The sequence below is a fragment of the Streptococcus sp. SN-1 genome (genome assembly GCF_041154385.1).
GTDB classification, from domain to species: domain Bacteria; phylum Bacillota; class Bacilli; order Lactobacillales; family Streptococcaceae; genus Streptococcus; species Streptococcus mitis_CT.
Genome location: NZ_AP028929.1, coordinates 1,510,095 through 1,524,422, shown reverse-complemented (window position 1 = coordinate 1,524,422; position 14,328 = coordinate 1,510,095). Strand labels below are relative to the sequence as shown.

The following is a 14,328-nucleotide window of genomic DNA, read 5'->3' as shown; positions in this document are numbered from 1 at the left end:
AATGAAAAAAGTTGCCATTATCGGAGCAGGGATTGTAGGTGCAACAGCTGCCTACTACCTCTCTAAAGAAAGTGACCTAGAAGTAACCGTCTTTGACCATGGACAAGGTCAGGCTACCAAGGCCGCAGCAGGAATTATCAGCCCTTGGTTTTCCAAACGCCGCAATAAGGCCTGGTACAAAATGGCGCGCTTGGGGGCTGACTTTTATGTGGATTTGTTGGCTGATTTAGAAAAGTCAGGACAAGAAATCGACTTTTATCAGCGTTCGGGGGTTTTTCTCTTGAAAAAGGATGAATCCAAGCTAGAAGAACTCTATCAACTAGCCCTCCAGCGTAGAGAAGAATCTCCCTTGATAGGGCAATTAGCTATTCTGGACCAAGCATCAGCTAACGAATTATTCCCTGGCTTGCAGGGATTTGACCACCTGCTCTACGCTTCTGGTGGAGCGAGAGTAGATGGCCAACTTTTAGTGACTCGTTTGCTAGAAGCCAGTCAGGTCAAGCTGGTCAAAGAAAAAGTAACTCTGACACCTTTAGCATCAGGTTACCAGATTGACGAAGAGGTGTTTGATCAGGTTATTTTGGCGACGGGAGTTTGGTTGGGGGATATGTTAGAACCCTTGGGTTATGCTGTGGATGTACGTCCTCAAAAAGGACAACTCCGAGATTATCAACTTGCCCAAGACATGGAAGCTTACCCTGTTGTTATGCCAGAAGGGGAGTGGGATTTGATTCCTTTTGCAGGTGGGAAATTGTCCTTAGGTGCTACTCATGAAAATGACATGGGGTTTGATTTGACGGTAGATGAAACCTTACTCCAACAAATGGAGGAGGCAGCCTTGCCTCACTATCCTAGTTTAGTAGAAGCTACCAGAGCTGGTGAGCGTGTGGGAATCCGTGCCTACACTAGTGATTTCTCACCTTTCTTTGGGCAGGTGCCAGAATTGTCAGGTGTCTATGCAGCCAGTGGACTAGGTTCATCAGGTCTCACAACGGGCCCTATCATTGGTTACCACCTAGCTCAACTGGTCCAAAGTAGGGAAATGACCTTAGACCCAGCAAACTACCCAATTGAAAACTATGTCAAACGACTAAAAATCGAATAAATATTTTACTGAAATTTTAGCTTAGCTTCTAGGATGGCAAATGACATTCCCTATCAAAAATGGTAAAATAAGAAAAAATAATCCGAGAATCGAGGAAAACAGATGCAAGAAAAGATTTTGGTAACGGGTGGAGCAGGTTTTATCGGAACCCACACTGTTATTGAGTTAATCCAAGCAGGTCATCAGGTTGTTGTGGTGGATAACCTTGTGAATAGTAACAGAAAAAGTTTAGAAGTTGTTGAGAGAATTACAGGAGTTGAAGTTCCGTTCTATGAGGCAGATATCCGTGATACCGATACCCTCAGAGATATTTTCAAGCAAGAAGAACCAACTGGTGTCATTCACTTTGCTGGTTTAAAGGCTGTTGGCGAATCAACACGTATCCCTCTTGCCTACTATGACAACAATATCGCTGGAACTGTTAGTCTTTTGAAGGTCATGGAAGAAAACAACTGTAAAAACATCATTTTCAGTTCTTCTGCGACAGTTTACGGAGATCCTCATACAGTGCCAATCTTGGAAGATTTCCCACTTTCAGTGACCAATCCATACGGTCGTACCAAACTTATGCTAGAGGAAATTTTGACAGATATCTACAAGGCAGACTCAGAATGGAATGTGGTCTTACTTCGTTACTTTAACCCAATAGGAGCCCATGAGAGTGGTGATTTGGGAGAAAATCCAAACGGTATTCCAAACAACCTCTTGCCGTATGTGACTCAAGTAGCTGTTGGAAAATTAGAGCAAGTACAAGTCTTCGGAGACGATTACGATACAGAAGATGGAACAGGTGTTCGTGACTATATCCACGTTGTTGACTTGGCTAAAGGTCACGTTGCAGCTCTGAAAAAAATCCAAAAAGGCTCAGGTCTAAACGTTTATAATCTTGGAACAGGTAAAGGCTACTCAGTTCTTGAAATCATCCAAAATATGGAAAAAGCAGTGGGACGTCCAATTCCTTATCGTATCGTAGACCGTCGCCCAGGGGACATCGCAGCCTGCTATTCAGATCCTGCAAAAGCCAAAGCAGAACTCGGCTGGGAAGCAGAACTCGGCATCACCCAAATGTGCGAAGACGCATGGCGTTGGCAAAGCAAGCATCCAAATGGATTTGAAGACTAAGATGGTGATGTCAATCATTGTCCCCTGTTTAAACGAAGAGGAAGTACTTCCTCTTTTTTATCAGGCTCTGGAAGCTTTACTTCCAGATTTGGAAACAGAAATCGAGTATGTCTTTGTCGACGATGGATCAAGTGATGGGACTTTGGAACTCTTAAAGACCTATCGGGAGCAAAATTCGGCAGTGCATTATCTTTCTTTCTCACGAAATTTTGGCAAAGAAGCAGCTCTGTATGCAGGCTTACAATATGCGATAGGAGATCTGGTGGTGGTAATGGATGCAGACCTCCAGGATCCTCCTAGTATGTTGCTTGAGATGAAAAACTTACTAGACCAAAATGCAGATTTGGACTGCGTAGGAACACGGAGAACCAGTCGGGAGGGAGAACCCTTCTTTCGTAGTTTCTGTGCTAATCTCTTTTACCGCCTTATGCAAAAAATCAGTCCAGTAGCCTTGCCCTCAGGTGTCCGTGATTTTCGCATGATGAGACGGTCTGTGGTCGATGCCATTTTAGCTTTGACCGAGTCCAATCGTTTTTCTAAGGGACTCTTCGCATGGGTCGGTTTCAAAACCTACTATTTGGACTATCCAAATGTCGAAAGGCAGGCTGGCAAGACCAGTTGGAGTTTTAGGCAACTCTTTTTCTACTCCATTGAAGGGATTGTTAATTTTTCAGATTTTCCCTTGATTATAGCCTTTGCGGCTGGTCTACTATCTTGTTTTATTTCTCTGCTTATGACCTTTTTTGTTGTGGTTCGGACCCTCATTTTGGGCAATCCGACATCAGGTTGGACCTCTCTGATGGCTGTTATTCTCTTTCTTGGGGGAATCCAACTCTTGACAATTGGGATTCTGGGCAAGTACATCAGTAAGATTTATCTAGAGACTAAAAAAAGACCACTTTATCTTATCAAAGAAAAAAGCGACCTTCCTGATTTTACAGAAAAAAATAAAGTGAAAAGACTATAATTTTACATGGAAATGTGCTAAACTGGAGGGAGTGGATTATCGCCATTGATTTAGGCTTCCTGGTTTCCAATCAGGGCGCGAGTTGGGCAATTTTTAACAGCCTCTAAGACATCCTGACTAGGAGAAATTTCTTTTTCCAGTTGGTCAGGGTCATCGTAAAAACGCACGATTCCATTATCGTGGTAATCAAATAAATCAGAATAAGTTTGGCAAAGCCCACAGGCGATACATCGTTCAGGTATAAGTGTGATTTTCATATTTATATTGTAATAAGAAAAGTAAAAAAAAACAAGGAGTAAGGTATGGCAAAAGAACCGTGGCAAGAAGATATTTATGAAAATCAAGAAGAAACAAGAGCAGGCCGTCGTTCGCGATCACAGGGTGGTGGAGTTATAGCGAATCGTATCTTGACTATTTTAGCAAGTATTTTCTTTGTGATTGTAGTCGTGATGATTATTGTTCTCATCTATCTTTCATCAGGTGGGAGTAATCGCACGGCAGCCTTGAAAGATTTTCACGATTCTGATGCAAATGTAGTACAGATTTCATCTTCTAGTAGTTCAGAGCAGGCATCTTCTAGTTCGGAGGAAAAGGTAGAAGAGTCATCTAGTAGTTCAGAACATCCAACTGATCCAGAAGGGACGACAAAAGTCTTAGCTGGAGAAGGAGAAGCAGCCATTGCCGCTCGCGCTGGGATTTCGATTGCGCAGTTAGAGGCTTTGAATCCTGGGCACATGGCTACAGGATCTTGGTTTGCTAATCCAGGTGATGTTGTTAAAATCAAATAGGAGTTGATATGAAAACAATTCAAATTGCTATTGACGGCCCTGCTTCAAGTGGTAAGAGTACGGTCGCAAAGATTATTGCTAAAGACTTTGGATACACCTACCTAGATACAGGTGCTATGTATCGTGCTGCGACTTATATGGCTCTTAAGAACCAATTAGGAGTTGAACAAGTCGAAGCACTTTTAGCCTTGTTGGACCAGCATCCAATCAGTTTTGGGCGCTCAGAAACTGGAGAACAGCTTGTCTTTGTAGGAGATGTGGATATTACCCATCCTATCCGTGAAAATGAAGTGACCAATCATGTTTCTGCCATTGCGGCAATTCCTGAAGTACGTGAGAAACTAGTTTCTCTCCAACAAGAAATCGCCCAGCAAGGTGGTATTGTCATGGATGGTCGCGATATTGGAACGGTTGTATTGCCACAAGCAGAATTAAAAATTTTCCTAGTGGCTTCAGTCGATGAGAGAGCAGAGCGCCGTTACAAGGAAAATATTGCCAAGGGAATTGAAACAGACCTTGAAACCCTAAAAGAGGAAATTGCTGCGCGTGACTACAAGGATAGTCATCGTGAGACTTCACCTCTCAAACAAGCAGAGGATGCTGTCTACCTTGATACAACTGGTTTGAACATTCAAGAAGTAGTTGCAAAAATCAAAGCAGAAGCTGAAAAAAGAATGTAAATGTGGAAAAGCCGATAGATTGATATCGGTTTTTTCTAAATTTGTCAAAATGCTGATTTTAGGGTATAATAGTTGCTGTTCGAGAAATTTTGATTTTCAAAGAATAGTGAATGATGATAAGGAGAAACCATGAATAACTTACCAAATTGCCCAAAATGTAACTCAGAGTATGTCTACGAAGACGGTGCCCTACTGGTTTGCCCAGAGTGTGCTCATGAGTGGAATCCTGCTGAAGTTGCAGAAGTAGAAGAGGGCATTGTCGCTATCGATGCCAACGGAAATAAATTGGCTGATGGTGATACAGTAACCCTCATCAAGGACTTGAAAGTAAAAGGTGCGCCAAAAGATTTGAAACAAGGGACGCGCGTGAAGAATATCCGCATCGTAGAAGGCGACCACAATATCGACTGTAAAATTGATGGCTTTGGTGCCATGAAACTCAAATCAGAGTTTGTGAAGAAAATTTAAGCATGTCAAAACACTATAAACTTGTATTTTATAGCCGTATCTTCTTGTTTCTAGCGGCTTTTACGGGAGTTTATCTTGAAATCGCCAAGCATGGTGGATTTGGGATGCTGCTCTATTATACGGTTCTGTCCAACCTCTTAGTCGCGATTTTTACGCTCTATCTCCTAAAGGTTATGAGCCGTTTAGGTGAAAACTGGCAAAGATCAAGTCTCTTGCGCTTAAAAGGTGGGGTCACCATGAGTATCATGATTACCTGTGTGATTTACCATTTCCTCTTAGCGCCCATTGCGACTAATTTCTATACTCTAGAAAATTTCCTTTGCCACTATATCGTTCCCCTTTGGTTTTTAGCAGATACCCTCTTTTTTGACAAACAGGGTCAATATAAGATTTGGGATCCAGTTGTGTGGACGATTTTACCCTTGCTGTATATGATTTTTGCTCTTTTTAATGGCTTGGTATTGAGACTTGATGTTCCTAATTCTAAGGTCAGTCCCTTCCCTTACTTCTTTTTGAATGTAAACAAGGGTTGGGATGTCGTGTTCAAGTGGTGTCTGATTATTTTTGTTGCCTATATGGTGGCAGGATTTATCTTCTACTTTATCAAGCAAATCAAGAGAAAGTCATCCTAAGATACAAGGGATTCATTTTCGAGTTTAAGAAGGAGTCTATACACTAAAGAGGCTTCTTCTTTTCTTGCTTGTTTGATGACTATCAAAAAAGTAGAAGATTAAGAGAAATATAGAAAGAGATTTCATGAAACAATTTTTAGAACGGGCCAGTATTTTGGCTCTCTCCCTCGTTTTGATTACGTCCTTTTCCATCTCGAGTGCCCTGCCAGCTATGTTTGACTATTATCAAGGTTATCCTAAGGAACAAATTGAGCTCTTGGCGAGCTTGCCATCCTTTGGAATCATGATGATGTTACTACTAAATGGTTTCTTAGAAAAGATATTTCCTGAGCGCTTACAGATTAGTTTGGGATTGCTGATTTTATCACTGAGTGGAACAGCACCATTTTGGTATCAAGCCTATCCCTTTGTCTTTGGAACACGGATTCTTTTCGGTTTGGGTGTTGGGATGATTAATGCCAAGGCCATTTCCATTATCAGTGAACGCTATCAAGGAAAAACGCGAATTCAGATGTTAGGGTTACGCGGTTCTGCAGAGGTCGTTGGGGCCTCTCTCATCACCTTGGCAGTCGGCCAGTTATTGGTCTTTGGTTGGACAGCTACCTTCTTAGCCTATAGTGCTGGATTTTTGGTGCTGATCCTTTATCTGTTCTTTGTCCCTTATGGAAAATCAAAGAAAGAAGTTAAGAAAAAAGCGAAGGAAGCAAGTCGTTTAACTCGAGAAATGAAAGGCTTGATTTTTATCCTAGCTATTGAAGCAGCGGTTGTAGTTTGTACCAATACGGCTATTACTATCCGTATTCCAAGTTTGATGGTGGAAAGAGGACTTGGGGATGCCCAGTTATCTAGTTTTGTTCTTAGTGTCATGCAGTTAATCGGGATTGTGGCTGGGGTGAGTTTTTCTTTCTTGATTTCTATCTTTAAAGAAAAGCTGCTTCTATGGTCGGGTATTACCTTTGGCTTAGGGCAAATCGTGATTGCCCTGTCTCCATCCTTGTGGGTAGTAGTAGCAGGAAGTATTCTTGCTGGTTTTGCCTACAGTGTGGCCTTGACGACAGTCTTTCAACTTGTCTCTGAACGAATTCCAGCTAAACTCCTCAATCAAGCAACTTCCTTTGCTGTATTAGGCTGTAGTTTTGGAGCCTTTACGACCCCATTTGTTCTAGGTGCAATCGGCTTACTAACACAAAATGGGATGTTGGTCTTTGCTATCTTAGGATTTTGGTTGATTGCAATCTCTATCTTTGTCATGTACCTACTTCAAAAGAGAGCTTAGGATTGGTTTCCTAAGTTTTTCTTTTGAGATTTTTGTACCCATACAATTTTAAATTTTGTACCTTGTCTACAGACTAATTTCTTGATAGAATAAAAATTATGACAAGATACAAAGCAACTATTTCCTATGATGGTTACGCCTTCGCTGGTTTTCAGCGCCAGCCTCATGCGCGTAGCGTTCAGGAGGAAATTGAAAAAACCTTGACTAGATTGAATAAGGGGCAAGCTATTACTGTTCACGGTGCTGGTAGGACAGATAGTGGGGTTCATGCCCTGGGACAGGTGATTCATTTTGACTTGCCCTATCAGATGGATGAGGAGAAGCTCCGTTTTGCTCTGGACACCCAGTCCCCTGAAGATATTGATGTGATTTCGATTGAGCTTGTGGCAGATGATTTTCATTGCCGTTATGCCAAACATAGCAAGACCTATGAGTTTATCGTAGATAGGGGCCGTCCTAAAAATCCTATGCGACGTCACTATGCCACTCACTTTCCTTATCCGCTTGATGTGGAACGGATGCAGGAGGCTGTCAAAAAGCTAGAGGGGACCCATGATTTTACCGGTTTTACAGCCTCTGGGACTAGTGTAGAAGATAAGGTTCGCACCATTACAGAAGCTAGTTTAACAGTCGATGAGACAGGTCAGTTTTTGATTTTTACCTTTTCAGGAAATGGTTTCTTGTATAAGCAGATTCGTAATATGGTGGGGACACTGCTCAAAATCGGAAATAATCGAATGCCAGTAGAGCAGATTGACCTGATCTTGGAGAAAAAGGACAGGCAACTTGCAGGTCCCACTGCAGCACCAAATGGTTTATATTTAAAGGAGATTCGTTATGAAGAATAATCGTATTTTAGCACTTTCAGGAAATGATATTTTTAGTGGTGGTGGTTTGTCCGCTGATTTGGCTACCTATACCTTGAACGGCTTGCATGGCTTTGTAGCAGTGACTTGTTTGACAGCCTTGACAGAAAAAGGATTTGAAGTCTTTCCAACTGACGATACCATTTTTCAACATGAATTAGATAGCTTGCGTGATGTGGAATTTGCAGGTATTAAGATTGGTCTTCTACCAACTGTCAGTGTAGCTGAGAAGGCATTGGACTTTATCAAACAACGCCCAGGAGTGCCTGTGGTTCTGGACCCTGTCTTGGTCTGCAAGGAAACACACGACGTAGCAGTTAGTGAACTCTGCCAAGAGTTGATTCGCTTTTTCCCTCATGTCAGTGTGATTACGCCTAATCTTCCTGAAGCAGAATTACTAGCAGATCAAGAGATTAAAACCCTTGAAGATATGAAAACTGCAGCACAGAAATTGCATGACTTAGGAGCGCCAGCAGTCATTATCAAGGGAGGCAATCGTCTTAGTCAGGACAAGGCTGTAGATGTCTTTTATGATGGACAGACCTTTACAGTGTTGGAAAATCCTGTTATCCAAGGGCAAAATGCTGGCGCAGGTTGTACTTTTGCCTCAAGCATTGCCAGTCACTTGGTTAAAGGTGATGAACTTTTACCAGCAGTAGAAAGCTCTAAGGCTTTCGTTTATCGTGCTATTGCACAAGCAGATCAGTATGGAGTAAGACAATATGAAGCAAACCAAAACAACTAAAATCGCCCTTGTATCCCTATTAACCGCCCTCTCTGTGGTTCTAGGTTATTTCTTAAAAATTCCAACACCGACAGGCATTCTAACTCTTTTAGATGCGGGTGTCTTCTTCGCGGCCTTCTACTTTGGTAGTCGTGAAGGGGCTGTAGTCGGAGGACTAGCAGGTTTCTTGATTGACCTCTTATCAGGCTATCCTCAGTGGATGTTATTTAGCTTGGTCAATCATGGCTTGCAGGGATTTTTCGCAGGATTTAAAGGAAAAACTCAGTGGTTAGGCCTTATCTTAGCAACGATTGCCATGGTAGGGGGTTACGCCTTGGGTTCTACTTTGATGAATGGCTGGGCATCAGCCCTACCAGAAATTCTACCAAATTTCATGCAAAATATAGTAGGGATGATTGTAGGATTTATTATTAGTCAAAGTATCAAGAAGATTAAGTAATGAGGCTGAGTCAAAAGTCTTTCAAATAAGAAAAACGCATAGTATCAGGTGTTGAAAACCTTGATACTATGCGTTTTATTGTGGGAAGATTTTATACTCTTCGAAAATATCTTCAAACCGCGTCAGCGTCGCCTTACCGTATATATGTGACTGACTTCGTCAGTCTTATCTACAACCTCAAAACAGTGTTTTGAGCAACCTGCGGCTAGCTTCCTAGTTTGCTCTTTGATTTTCATTGAGTATTAGATGAATTTTAATCAAAATAAAGCAAGTCTTTGCTGGTGCTTGTAAAGAGGTCGAAGCCATCCTTGGTAACAACACCGCAGTCTTCAATACGAACACCGACTTTACCAGGGATATAGATACCTGGTTCAACAGAGAAGCACATGCCTTCTTCGATGACCATGTCGTTTCCTTCCATGATAGATGGGAATTCGTGGACATCCATACCGATACCGTGACCAAGACGGTGGTTGAAGTACTCGCCGTAACCAGCTTTTCCGATGACCTCACGGGCAGCACGGTCCACTTCATGGGCAGTCACACCTGGTTTGATAAAGTCAAGAGCAGCTTGTTGGGCTTCAAGAGTCAAGTTATAAATGTCTTTCTTGAATTGGTCAGGTTTGCCGACTGCGACTGTACGAGTCATATCTGACGCATAGCCGTTGACTAGAACACCAAGGTCAAAGAGTAGAAGAGCATCATTTTCAACCTTATTAGCTGCTGGAATACCGTGTGGATTTGCAGCATTATCACCTGTCAAGACCATGGTGTCAAAGCTCATTTCATAGCCTTCACGTTTCATAGCAAAGTCAATTTGAGCGATAATATCTGTCTCTGTCTTATCAAGAGAAATATTATCAAAACCAACCTTAACAGCCTTGTCCGCATAGAGACCTGCAACCATCATTTTTTGCACTTCATCAGCTGATTTGATGAGGCGCATGCGTTGGATACGAGGAGTGAGGTTTTCAAATTCAGCAGTTTCAAAGACTATTTTCAAGCCATGATATTTGGTCAAGATGAGATTGTCAAACTCAACAGCGACACGTTTGAAATCAAGCTGTGGAAGAGCATGTTTCATTTTTTGCCATGGATTTTCAGAATCCACATAGCCCACAACTGGGAAGGAAACAGTGCTAGTAGCACGCTCAACTTCAAGGGCTGGGACAAAGAGGAGGGGTTCTTGATCCGCTAGGACAAAAAGGAACATTTGACGTTCATGGGGATCACTGTAAAAGCCAGTGAGGTAATTGATTGTGACGGGGTCAGATACGACAGCGACGTCTAGTTTTTCTGATTCAAGATATGTTACGATTTGTTGTAATTTAGACATATGCTACCTTCTTTCTACCCCTCTATTTTGGCAAAAAATGAGAGAAAATGCAAGGGAGAAGGGCAAAATAACAGACAAAAAGAACTCCGACAAGATAACAGAGTTCTTTGATATAATTTCCTTTTGTTTAAGAAAAGTCAGCCTTGCTTTTGACGTCGCTGTATTCTTCAGCGATTTCTTGGCTGAGAATGTCCTCATAAGCAGGGAGTTGAATGTCCTGACCATATTTCTTCTTGAGGGCGGTAGTGACTAGGCGATAAGCCAGATTGGCATTACGAGAGAGGATAGGTCCGTGGAAGTAGGAACCAAAGACATTCTTGTAATGAACCCCTTCGCCGACTTTTTCTTCGTTGTTTCCATTTCCATAGACAACCTGTCCCAGCGGTTTTTGGTCATCTGAGAGGAAGGTACGGCCCTGATGATTTTCAAAACCATAGTAGGTTTCATCGAAATCTTCATTGTGAATCTTGATGTCACCGATAAAACGGTTATTAGTCTGGTTGAGGGTGTAGTGGCCCATAACCCCTAGCCCTTCGATGCGTTTGCCTGAAGCTTCAATATAATATTGCCCCAATAGTTGGAAACCACCACAGATAGCCAGAACCACACCGTCGTTTTGGATGTAGTTGTCAATGCTCTTTTTTTTAGCAGGTAGGTCGTCTGCAATGATACTTTGTTCAAAGTCTTGACCGCCACCGAAAAAGGCAATGTCGTAGTGATTTTCATCAAAGTTATCATGGAGAGAAACGATGTCAACCGTCACATGGGCTCCCAGTTTTTCAGCCACATACTTGAGCATGAGGATGTTTCCATTGTCCCCGTAGGTATTCATGAGATTTCCGTAGAGGTGGGCAATGTTGAGCTGATAGGGGTAATTGCCATCTTTTGAGGAAAGTGAAGTATAAACCATTAGTTCATCTCCTTTCTAACAATCTGACGACTAGCCAGCAGTTCGCGGAATTCAAGCATAGCAGTATAGGTAGCCAGAATATAAGCATGCTTGCAGTCTTGGTTCTCAATTGTCTTAAGAACTTGCTCCAGACTACTTGTTTCAGTGATTTTATCAGCTGGATAACCTGTCACTCGGAGACGACGTGCAATTTCAGAATGGCGAACACCGCCAGCGTTGATTTCAGGAATGTCCATGTCAGTGATTTGTTCAAAATCAGCATCCCAGATCCAGCTGGTATCAATTCCATCTGCATAGTTGGCATTTAGGAGAACAGATAGACTAAATGGATAAGGTGCTAGTTTAATCATTTCGATAGCTTGGGTTGCACCGACTGGATTTTTAATTAAGACGAGGGTGCATTCCTTGTCACCGATATGGAAGGTTTCCTGGCGTCCAAAGACTGCACGGCTCTTATCAAATCCCTGCTTGATGAGTTGTGAATCTGCACCAAGGAAACGGGCGATGGCAACCGCAGCTAGGGCGTTGTAGATATTGTAGAGACCACCGATTTGAATACCGTATTCTTGGCCGTCTATGACAAAGCGAGAGCGATTGTTGGTCAACTCAACTAGTTCTGTCAAGCGATAGTTGAGATCAGGACGTTTACATCCACAACCTTCACAGATATAGGCACCCAAGTTTGCATAGGTATTATGTTCATATTTGAGGATGCCTTGGCAGTCAGGACAGAGAATCCCTTCGGTATTATAGTGAGCCAGTTGAGCTGGACCTTTCTCCAAGTCAAAACCAAAATACTCTACAGGATTTGGAATAGCTGGCTTGTAGAAAAGAGGACTGTCACCATTTAGGAGAACAGTAGCCGTAGGTACCTTACGAATAGCATCCAAAATCATCTTGTAAGTTGTGTAAATCTCACCATAGCGGTCCATCTGGTCACGGAAGATATTAGTGATAACAAATAAGCTTGGCTGGATATAGTCACAGATACGAGATAGACTGGCTTCGTCGATTTCTAGAACGGCAATATTTTTCCCAGTTTTAGAAGATTTGGCTGTTAAGAAGGTTGTCGCAATCCCTGTAATCATGTTGGCACCGCTTGGGTTAGTAAGAACCTGACCATAAACCTCTTTTAAAATGCCGACAGTGAGGGCAGTTGTCAGGGTTTTTCCGTTGGTTCCAGTGACCACGACAATCTCGTAGTTCTTAGCTAGGTTTTGTAAAATATCTTTATCAAATTGAAGGGCGACTTTTCCTGGAAGCGTACTTCCACGGCCAAGACGGCTTAAAATGAAGTGGGAAGAACGCCCAGCAAGAAGGCCCAAAGTAGTTTTTAATTTCATGTTTCTATTATATCATAAAAGAGGGAAAAGACAGATTTGATACTCAATGAAAATCAAAGAGCAAACTAGGAAGCTAGCCGCAGGCTGTACTTGAGTACGGCAAGGTGAAGCTGACGTGGTTTGAATTTGATTTTCGAAGAGTATGAGATTTCGCAGAAATGAAAACAGCCCTCTGAGGGCTGTTCAATACGATTGAATCTTAACTTAAATCGCAAACAAGTCATTCAAGTTCTCAGCCAAGGTTGGGTGAGTGAAGATTTGTTTTGTGAAGTAAGTGTAAGGAATCTTGTTGTCCATAGCAACAGTGATGATGTTGATGATTTCTTGAGAACCTTCTGAGAAGATGCTTGCTCCAAGAATTTCTTTTGTTTCAGTATTAACCACAGCTTTGAAAGCTCCACGAAGGTCTCCGTTTACGTGACCACGAGGCATTGCTGCAACTGGAATTTCCTTCACAGCGTATGGAAGTTTCAAATCAGCTGCTTGGCTTTCAGTCAAACCAACTTGTGAAAGTGCAGGTGTGATAAACATGGTGTTTGGTACATTGAGACGGTCTTCAAGTGTGTAGCTGCCATCTCCAGCAAGGTAGCTGTAAACAACACGGAAGTCATCAAGTGAAATGTAAGTAAATTGAAGGCCACCGTTGACATCTCCAACTGCAAAGACACCAGGAACGTTTGTTTGACAATGTTTGTCTACTTTAATAGCGCCACGTTCAGTTAGTTCAATATCTGTATTTTCAAGTTGAAGTGGTTCTACATTTGGTTTGCGTCCAGTTGCGTAAAGAAGGGCGTCGAAACGGTAAGTTTCATTTTCAGTTACGACAAGCACTTGGTCACCGTCATTTTTAATTTCAGTAGTACGGATATTTTGAAGCAATTCAATACCGTCTTCTTCCATGTATTGTTTAGCAAGAGCTGCGATGGAAGGTTCTGCACGAGGAAGGAAAGTATCCAAGGCATCTAGAACTGTGACCTTGCTTCCAAGTTTGTTGTAAAGGCCAGCAAATTCAAGACCGATATTTCCACCACCAAGGACTCCAAGGTTTTCAGGCAATTTGTCCAAGTTTTGGATACCTGTTGAGTCAAAGACGTTTTTGCTTGTAGCAAGTCCAGGGATTGGCAAGACGTTTGAAACAGCACCAGTGTTGATGACGATTGTTTCAGCAGTCAGTTCTTTCTTTTCATCACCAGCTTGGATTTCGATGACTTTATTTGAAAGGAAGTGAGCTTCCGCATCAAAGATATCTACGCCTGTACCAGCAACAGTCGCATAGTTTTTACCGTTAAGGCGACCAGTGATAGTGTTTTTGGTAGCAATGACTTCTTCAAAAGACATGTCTTTCTCAGCAGCAACTAGCAAAGTTTTAGTTGGGATACAACCGATGTTGATACAAGTTCCACCGTACATAGCTTTGCTACGTTCAACGAGAGCAACTTTTTTGCCAGCTGAAGCCAATTTACCTGCTAGTGTTTTACCAGCTTTACCAAATCCGATAACGATTAAATCATAAGTTAACATTTAGAGTTCCTCCTATTCGAATTTCATTCTAGCACAAGAAAAAAACTTTTGCACAATTCTGCTACGCTTTAAAAAAGTTTATGAAATAGTGGAAATTATAGCCTTACTTTCTCAGAAAAATCGTTTACAT

16 protein-coding genes are annotated in these 14,328 nt (G+C 42.1%); 11 read left to right on the top strand and 5 right to left on the bottom strand.

From position 1 onward, the window contains the following. Position 1: 1 nt before the first annotated feature. The 3 genes from ACAM22_RS06790 (at position 2) to ACAM22_RS06780 (ending at position 3,194) form a co-directional block, all read left to right on the top strand. Positions 2–1,105, top strand: coding sequence for an NAD(P)/FAD-dependent oxidoreductase (locus ACAM22_RS06790; protein ID WP_369606561.1), 1,104 nt, complete (start codon positions 2–4; stop codon positions 1,103–1,105). 102 nt (positions 1,106–1,207) lie between these two features. Next, positions 1,208–2,227 carry a UDP-glucose 4-epimerase GalE gene (gene galE / locus ACAM22_RS06785; protein ID WP_024057477.1) on the top strand — a complete coding sequence of 340 codons (1,020 nt, stop codon included), beginning with the start codon at positions 1,208–1,210 and terminating at the stop codon, positions 2,225–2,227. A gap of 1 nt (position 2,228) precedes the next feature. Beyond that, positions 2,229–3,194: a glycosyltransferase family 2 protein gene (locus ACAM22_RS06780; protein ID WP_369606560.1), complete on the top strand. Its 966-nt coding sequence runs from the start codon at positions 2,229–2,231 to the stop codon at positions 3,192–3,194. Between the two features lie 50 nt (positions 3,195–3,244). Here ACAM22_RS06780 and ACAM22_RS06775 read toward each other — a convergent pair whose 3' ends face one another. After that, entirely contained in the window at positions 3,245–3,451 is a 207-nt protein-coding gene (locus ACAM22_RS06775; protein WP_000705155.1) for a ferredoxin, read from the bottom strand. Positions 3,452–3,496: 45 nt separating this feature from the next. Between ACAM22_RS06775 and ACAM22_RS06770 the strand changes: the two genes are divergently transcribed. The 8 genes from ACAM22_RS06770 to ACAM22_RS06735 all read left to right on the top strand — a co-directional run bounded on the left by ACAM22_RS06770 (position 3,497) and on the right by ACAM22_RS06735 (position 9,088). Continuing rightward, positions 3,497–3,982 carry an SAG1386/EF1546 family surface-associated protein gene (locus ACAM22_RS06770; protein ID WP_261050896.1) on the top strand — a complete coding sequence of 162 codons (486 nt, stop codon included), beginning with the start codon at positions 3,497–3,499 and terminating at the stop codon, positions 3,980–3,982. Positions 3,983–3,990: 8 nt separating this feature from the next. Then, positions 3,991–4,662, top strand: a complete 672-nt coding sequence (gene cmk, locus ACAM22_RS06765) for a (d)CMP kinase (protein WP_261050902.1) — start codon at positions 3,991–3,993, stop codon at positions 4,660–4,662. 129 nt (positions 4,663–4,791) lie between these two features. Continuing rightward, complete coding sequence (locus ACAM22_RS06760) at positions 4,792–5,130, top strand: zinc ribbon domain-containing protein YjdM (protein WP_141230732.1); 339 nt, start codon at positions 4,792–4,794, stop codon at positions 5,128–5,130. Between the two features lie 2 nt (positions 5,131–5,132). Further along, on the top strand, positions 5,133–5,762 hold the full coding sequence (locus ACAM22_RS06755; RefSeq protein ID WP_261055016.1) for a Pr6Pr family membrane protein: 630 nt from the start codon (positions 5,133–5,135) through the stop codon (positions 5,760–5,762). Positions 5,763–5,886: 124 nt separating this feature from the next. Further along, positions 5,887–7,038: an MFS transporter gene (locus tag ACAM22_RS06750; protein ID WP_369606559.1), complete on the top strand. Its 1,152-nt coding sequence runs from the start codon at positions 5,887–5,889 to the stop codon at positions 7,036–7,038. Positions 7,039–7,136: 98 nt separating this feature from the next. Continuing rightward, on the top strand, positions 7,137–7,886 hold the full coding sequence (gene truA, locus ACAM22_RS06745; RefSeq protein WP_369606558.1) for a tRNA pseudouridine(38-40) synthase TruA: 750 nt from the start codon (positions 7,137–7,139) through the stop codon (positions 7,884–7,886). Beyond that, complete coding sequence (locus ACAM22_RS06740) at positions 7,876–8,649, top strand: bifunctional hydroxymethylpyrimidine kinase/phosphomethylpyrimidine kinase (RefSeq protein ID WP_369606557.1); 774 nt, start codon at positions 7,876–7,878, stop codon at positions 8,647–8,649. Before truA ends, ACAM22_RS06740 begins: the two co-directional genes overlap by 11 nt. Then, the gene (locus ACAM22_RS06735) at positions 8,627–9,088 is read left to right on the top strand and encodes an ECF transporter S component (protein WP_369606556.1); all 462 of its coding nucleotides are present in this window, start codon (positions 8,627–8,629) and stop codon (positions 9,086–9,088) included. The genes ACAM22_RS06740 and ACAM22_RS06735 overlap by 23 nt, the downstream gene beginning before the upstream one ends. Before the next feature lie 253 nt (positions 9,089–9,341). Here the strand turns inward: ACAM22_RS06735 and ACAM22_RS06730 are convergent, their stop codons facing one another. From ACAM22_RS06730 to ACAM22_RS06715, 4 genes are all read right to left on the bottom strand, one after another. Then, the gene (locus tag ACAM22_RS06730; RefSeq protein ID WP_369606555.1) at positions 9,342–10,424 is read right to left on the bottom strand and encodes a M24 family metallopeptidase; all 1,083 of its coding nucleotides are present in this window, start codon (positions 10,422–10,424) and stop codon (positions 9,342–9,344) included. Between the two features lie 127 nt (positions 10,425–10,551). Further along, positions 10,552–11,334 (bottom strand): lipid II isoglutaminyl synthase subunit GatD, encoded by a 783-nt coding sequence (gatD, locus tag ACAM22_RS06725; protein WP_333503263.1) that lies wholly within the window; start codon positions 11,332–11,334, stop codon positions 10,552–10,554. Then, positions 11,334–12,677, bottom strand: a complete 1,344-nt coding sequence (gene murT, locus ACAM22_RS06720; protein WP_369606554.1) for a lipid II isoglutaminyl synthase subunit MurT — start codon at positions 12,675–12,677, stop codon at positions 11,334–11,336. The genes gatD and murT overlap by 1 nt, the downstream gene beginning before the upstream one ends. A 204-nt stretch (positions 12,678–12,881) precedes the next feature. After that, positions 12,882–14,198 carry an FAD-containing oxidoreductase gene (locus tag ACAM22_RS06715; RefSeq protein WP_261054004.1) on the bottom strand — a complete coding sequence of 439 codons (1,317 nt, stop codon included), beginning with the start codon at positions 14,196–14,198 and terminating at the stop codon, positions 12,882–12,884. Between the last annotated feature and the right edge of the window lie 130 nt (positions 14,199–14,328).

What these genes read in the sequence shown, in the direction of transcription:
- galE (WP_024057477.1), top strand. Translation starts at nt 1,208, where the DNA reads ATGCAAGAAAAGATTTTGGTAACGGGTGGAGCAGGTTTTATCGGAACC.
- ACAM22_RS06780 (WP_369606560.1), top strand. Translation starts at nt 2,229, where the DNA reads ATGGTGATGTCAATCATTGTCCCCTGTTTAAACGAAGAGGAAGTACTT.
- murT (WP_369606554.1), bottom strand. Translation starts at nt 12,677, where the DNA reads ATGAAATTAAAAACTACTTTGGGCCTTCTTGCTGGGCGTTCTTCCCAC.
- ACAM22_RS06735 (WP_369606556.1), top strand. Translation starts at nt 8,627, where the DNA reads ATGAAGCAAACCAAAACAACTAAAATCGCCCTTGTATCCCTATTAACC.
- ACAM22_RS06730 (WP_369606555.1), bottom strand. Translation starts at nt 10,424, where the DNA reads ATGTCTAAATTACAACAAATCGTAACATATCTTGAATCAGAAAAACTA.
- ACAM22_RS06740 (WP_369606557.1), top strand. Translation starts at nt 7,876, where the DNA reads ATGAAGAATAATCGTATTTTAGCACTTTCAGGAAATGATATTTTTAGT.
- ACAM22_RS06790 (WP_369606561.1), top strand. Translation starts at nt 2, where the DNA reads ATGAAAAAAGTTGCCATTATCGGAGCAGGGATTGTAGGTGCAACAGCT.
- cmk (WP_261050902.1), top strand. Translation starts at nt 3,991, where the DNA reads ATGAAAACAATTCAAATTGCTATTGACGGCCCTGCTTCAAGTGGTAAG.
- gatD (WP_333503263.1), bottom strand. Translation starts at nt 11,334, where the DNA reads ATGGTTTATACTTCACTTTCCTCAAAAGATGGCAATTACCCCTATCAG.
- ACAM22_RS06755 (WP_261055016.1), top strand. Translation starts at nt 5,133, where the DNA reads ATGTCAAAACACTATAAACTTGTATTTTATAGCCGTATCTTCTTGTTT.
- ACAM22_RS06715 (WP_261054004.1), bottom strand. Translation starts at nt 14,198, where the DNA reads ATGTTAACTTATGATTTAATCGTTATCGGATTTGGTAAAGCTGGTAAA.
- ACAM22_RS06775 (WP_000705155.1), bottom strand. Translation starts at nt 3,451, where the DNA reads ATGAAAATCACACTTATACCTGAACGATGTATCGCCTGTGGGCTTTGC.
- ACAM22_RS06770 (WP_261050896.1), top strand. Translation starts at nt 3,497, where the DNA reads ATGGCAAAAGAACCGTGGCAAGAAGATATTTATGAAAATCAAGAAGAA.
- truA (WP_369606558.1), top strand. Translation starts at nt 7,137, where the DNA reads ATGACAAGATACAAAGCAACTATTTCCTATGATGGTTACGCCTTCGCT.
- ACAM22_RS06760 (WP_141230732.1), top strand. Translation starts at nt 4,792, where the DNA reads ATGAATAACTTACCAAATTGCCCAAAATGTAACTCAGAGTATGTCTAC.
- ACAM22_RS06750 (WP_369606559.1), top strand. Translation starts at nt 5,887, where the DNA reads ATGAAACAATTTTTAGAACGGGCCAGTATTTTGGCTCTCTCCCTCGTT.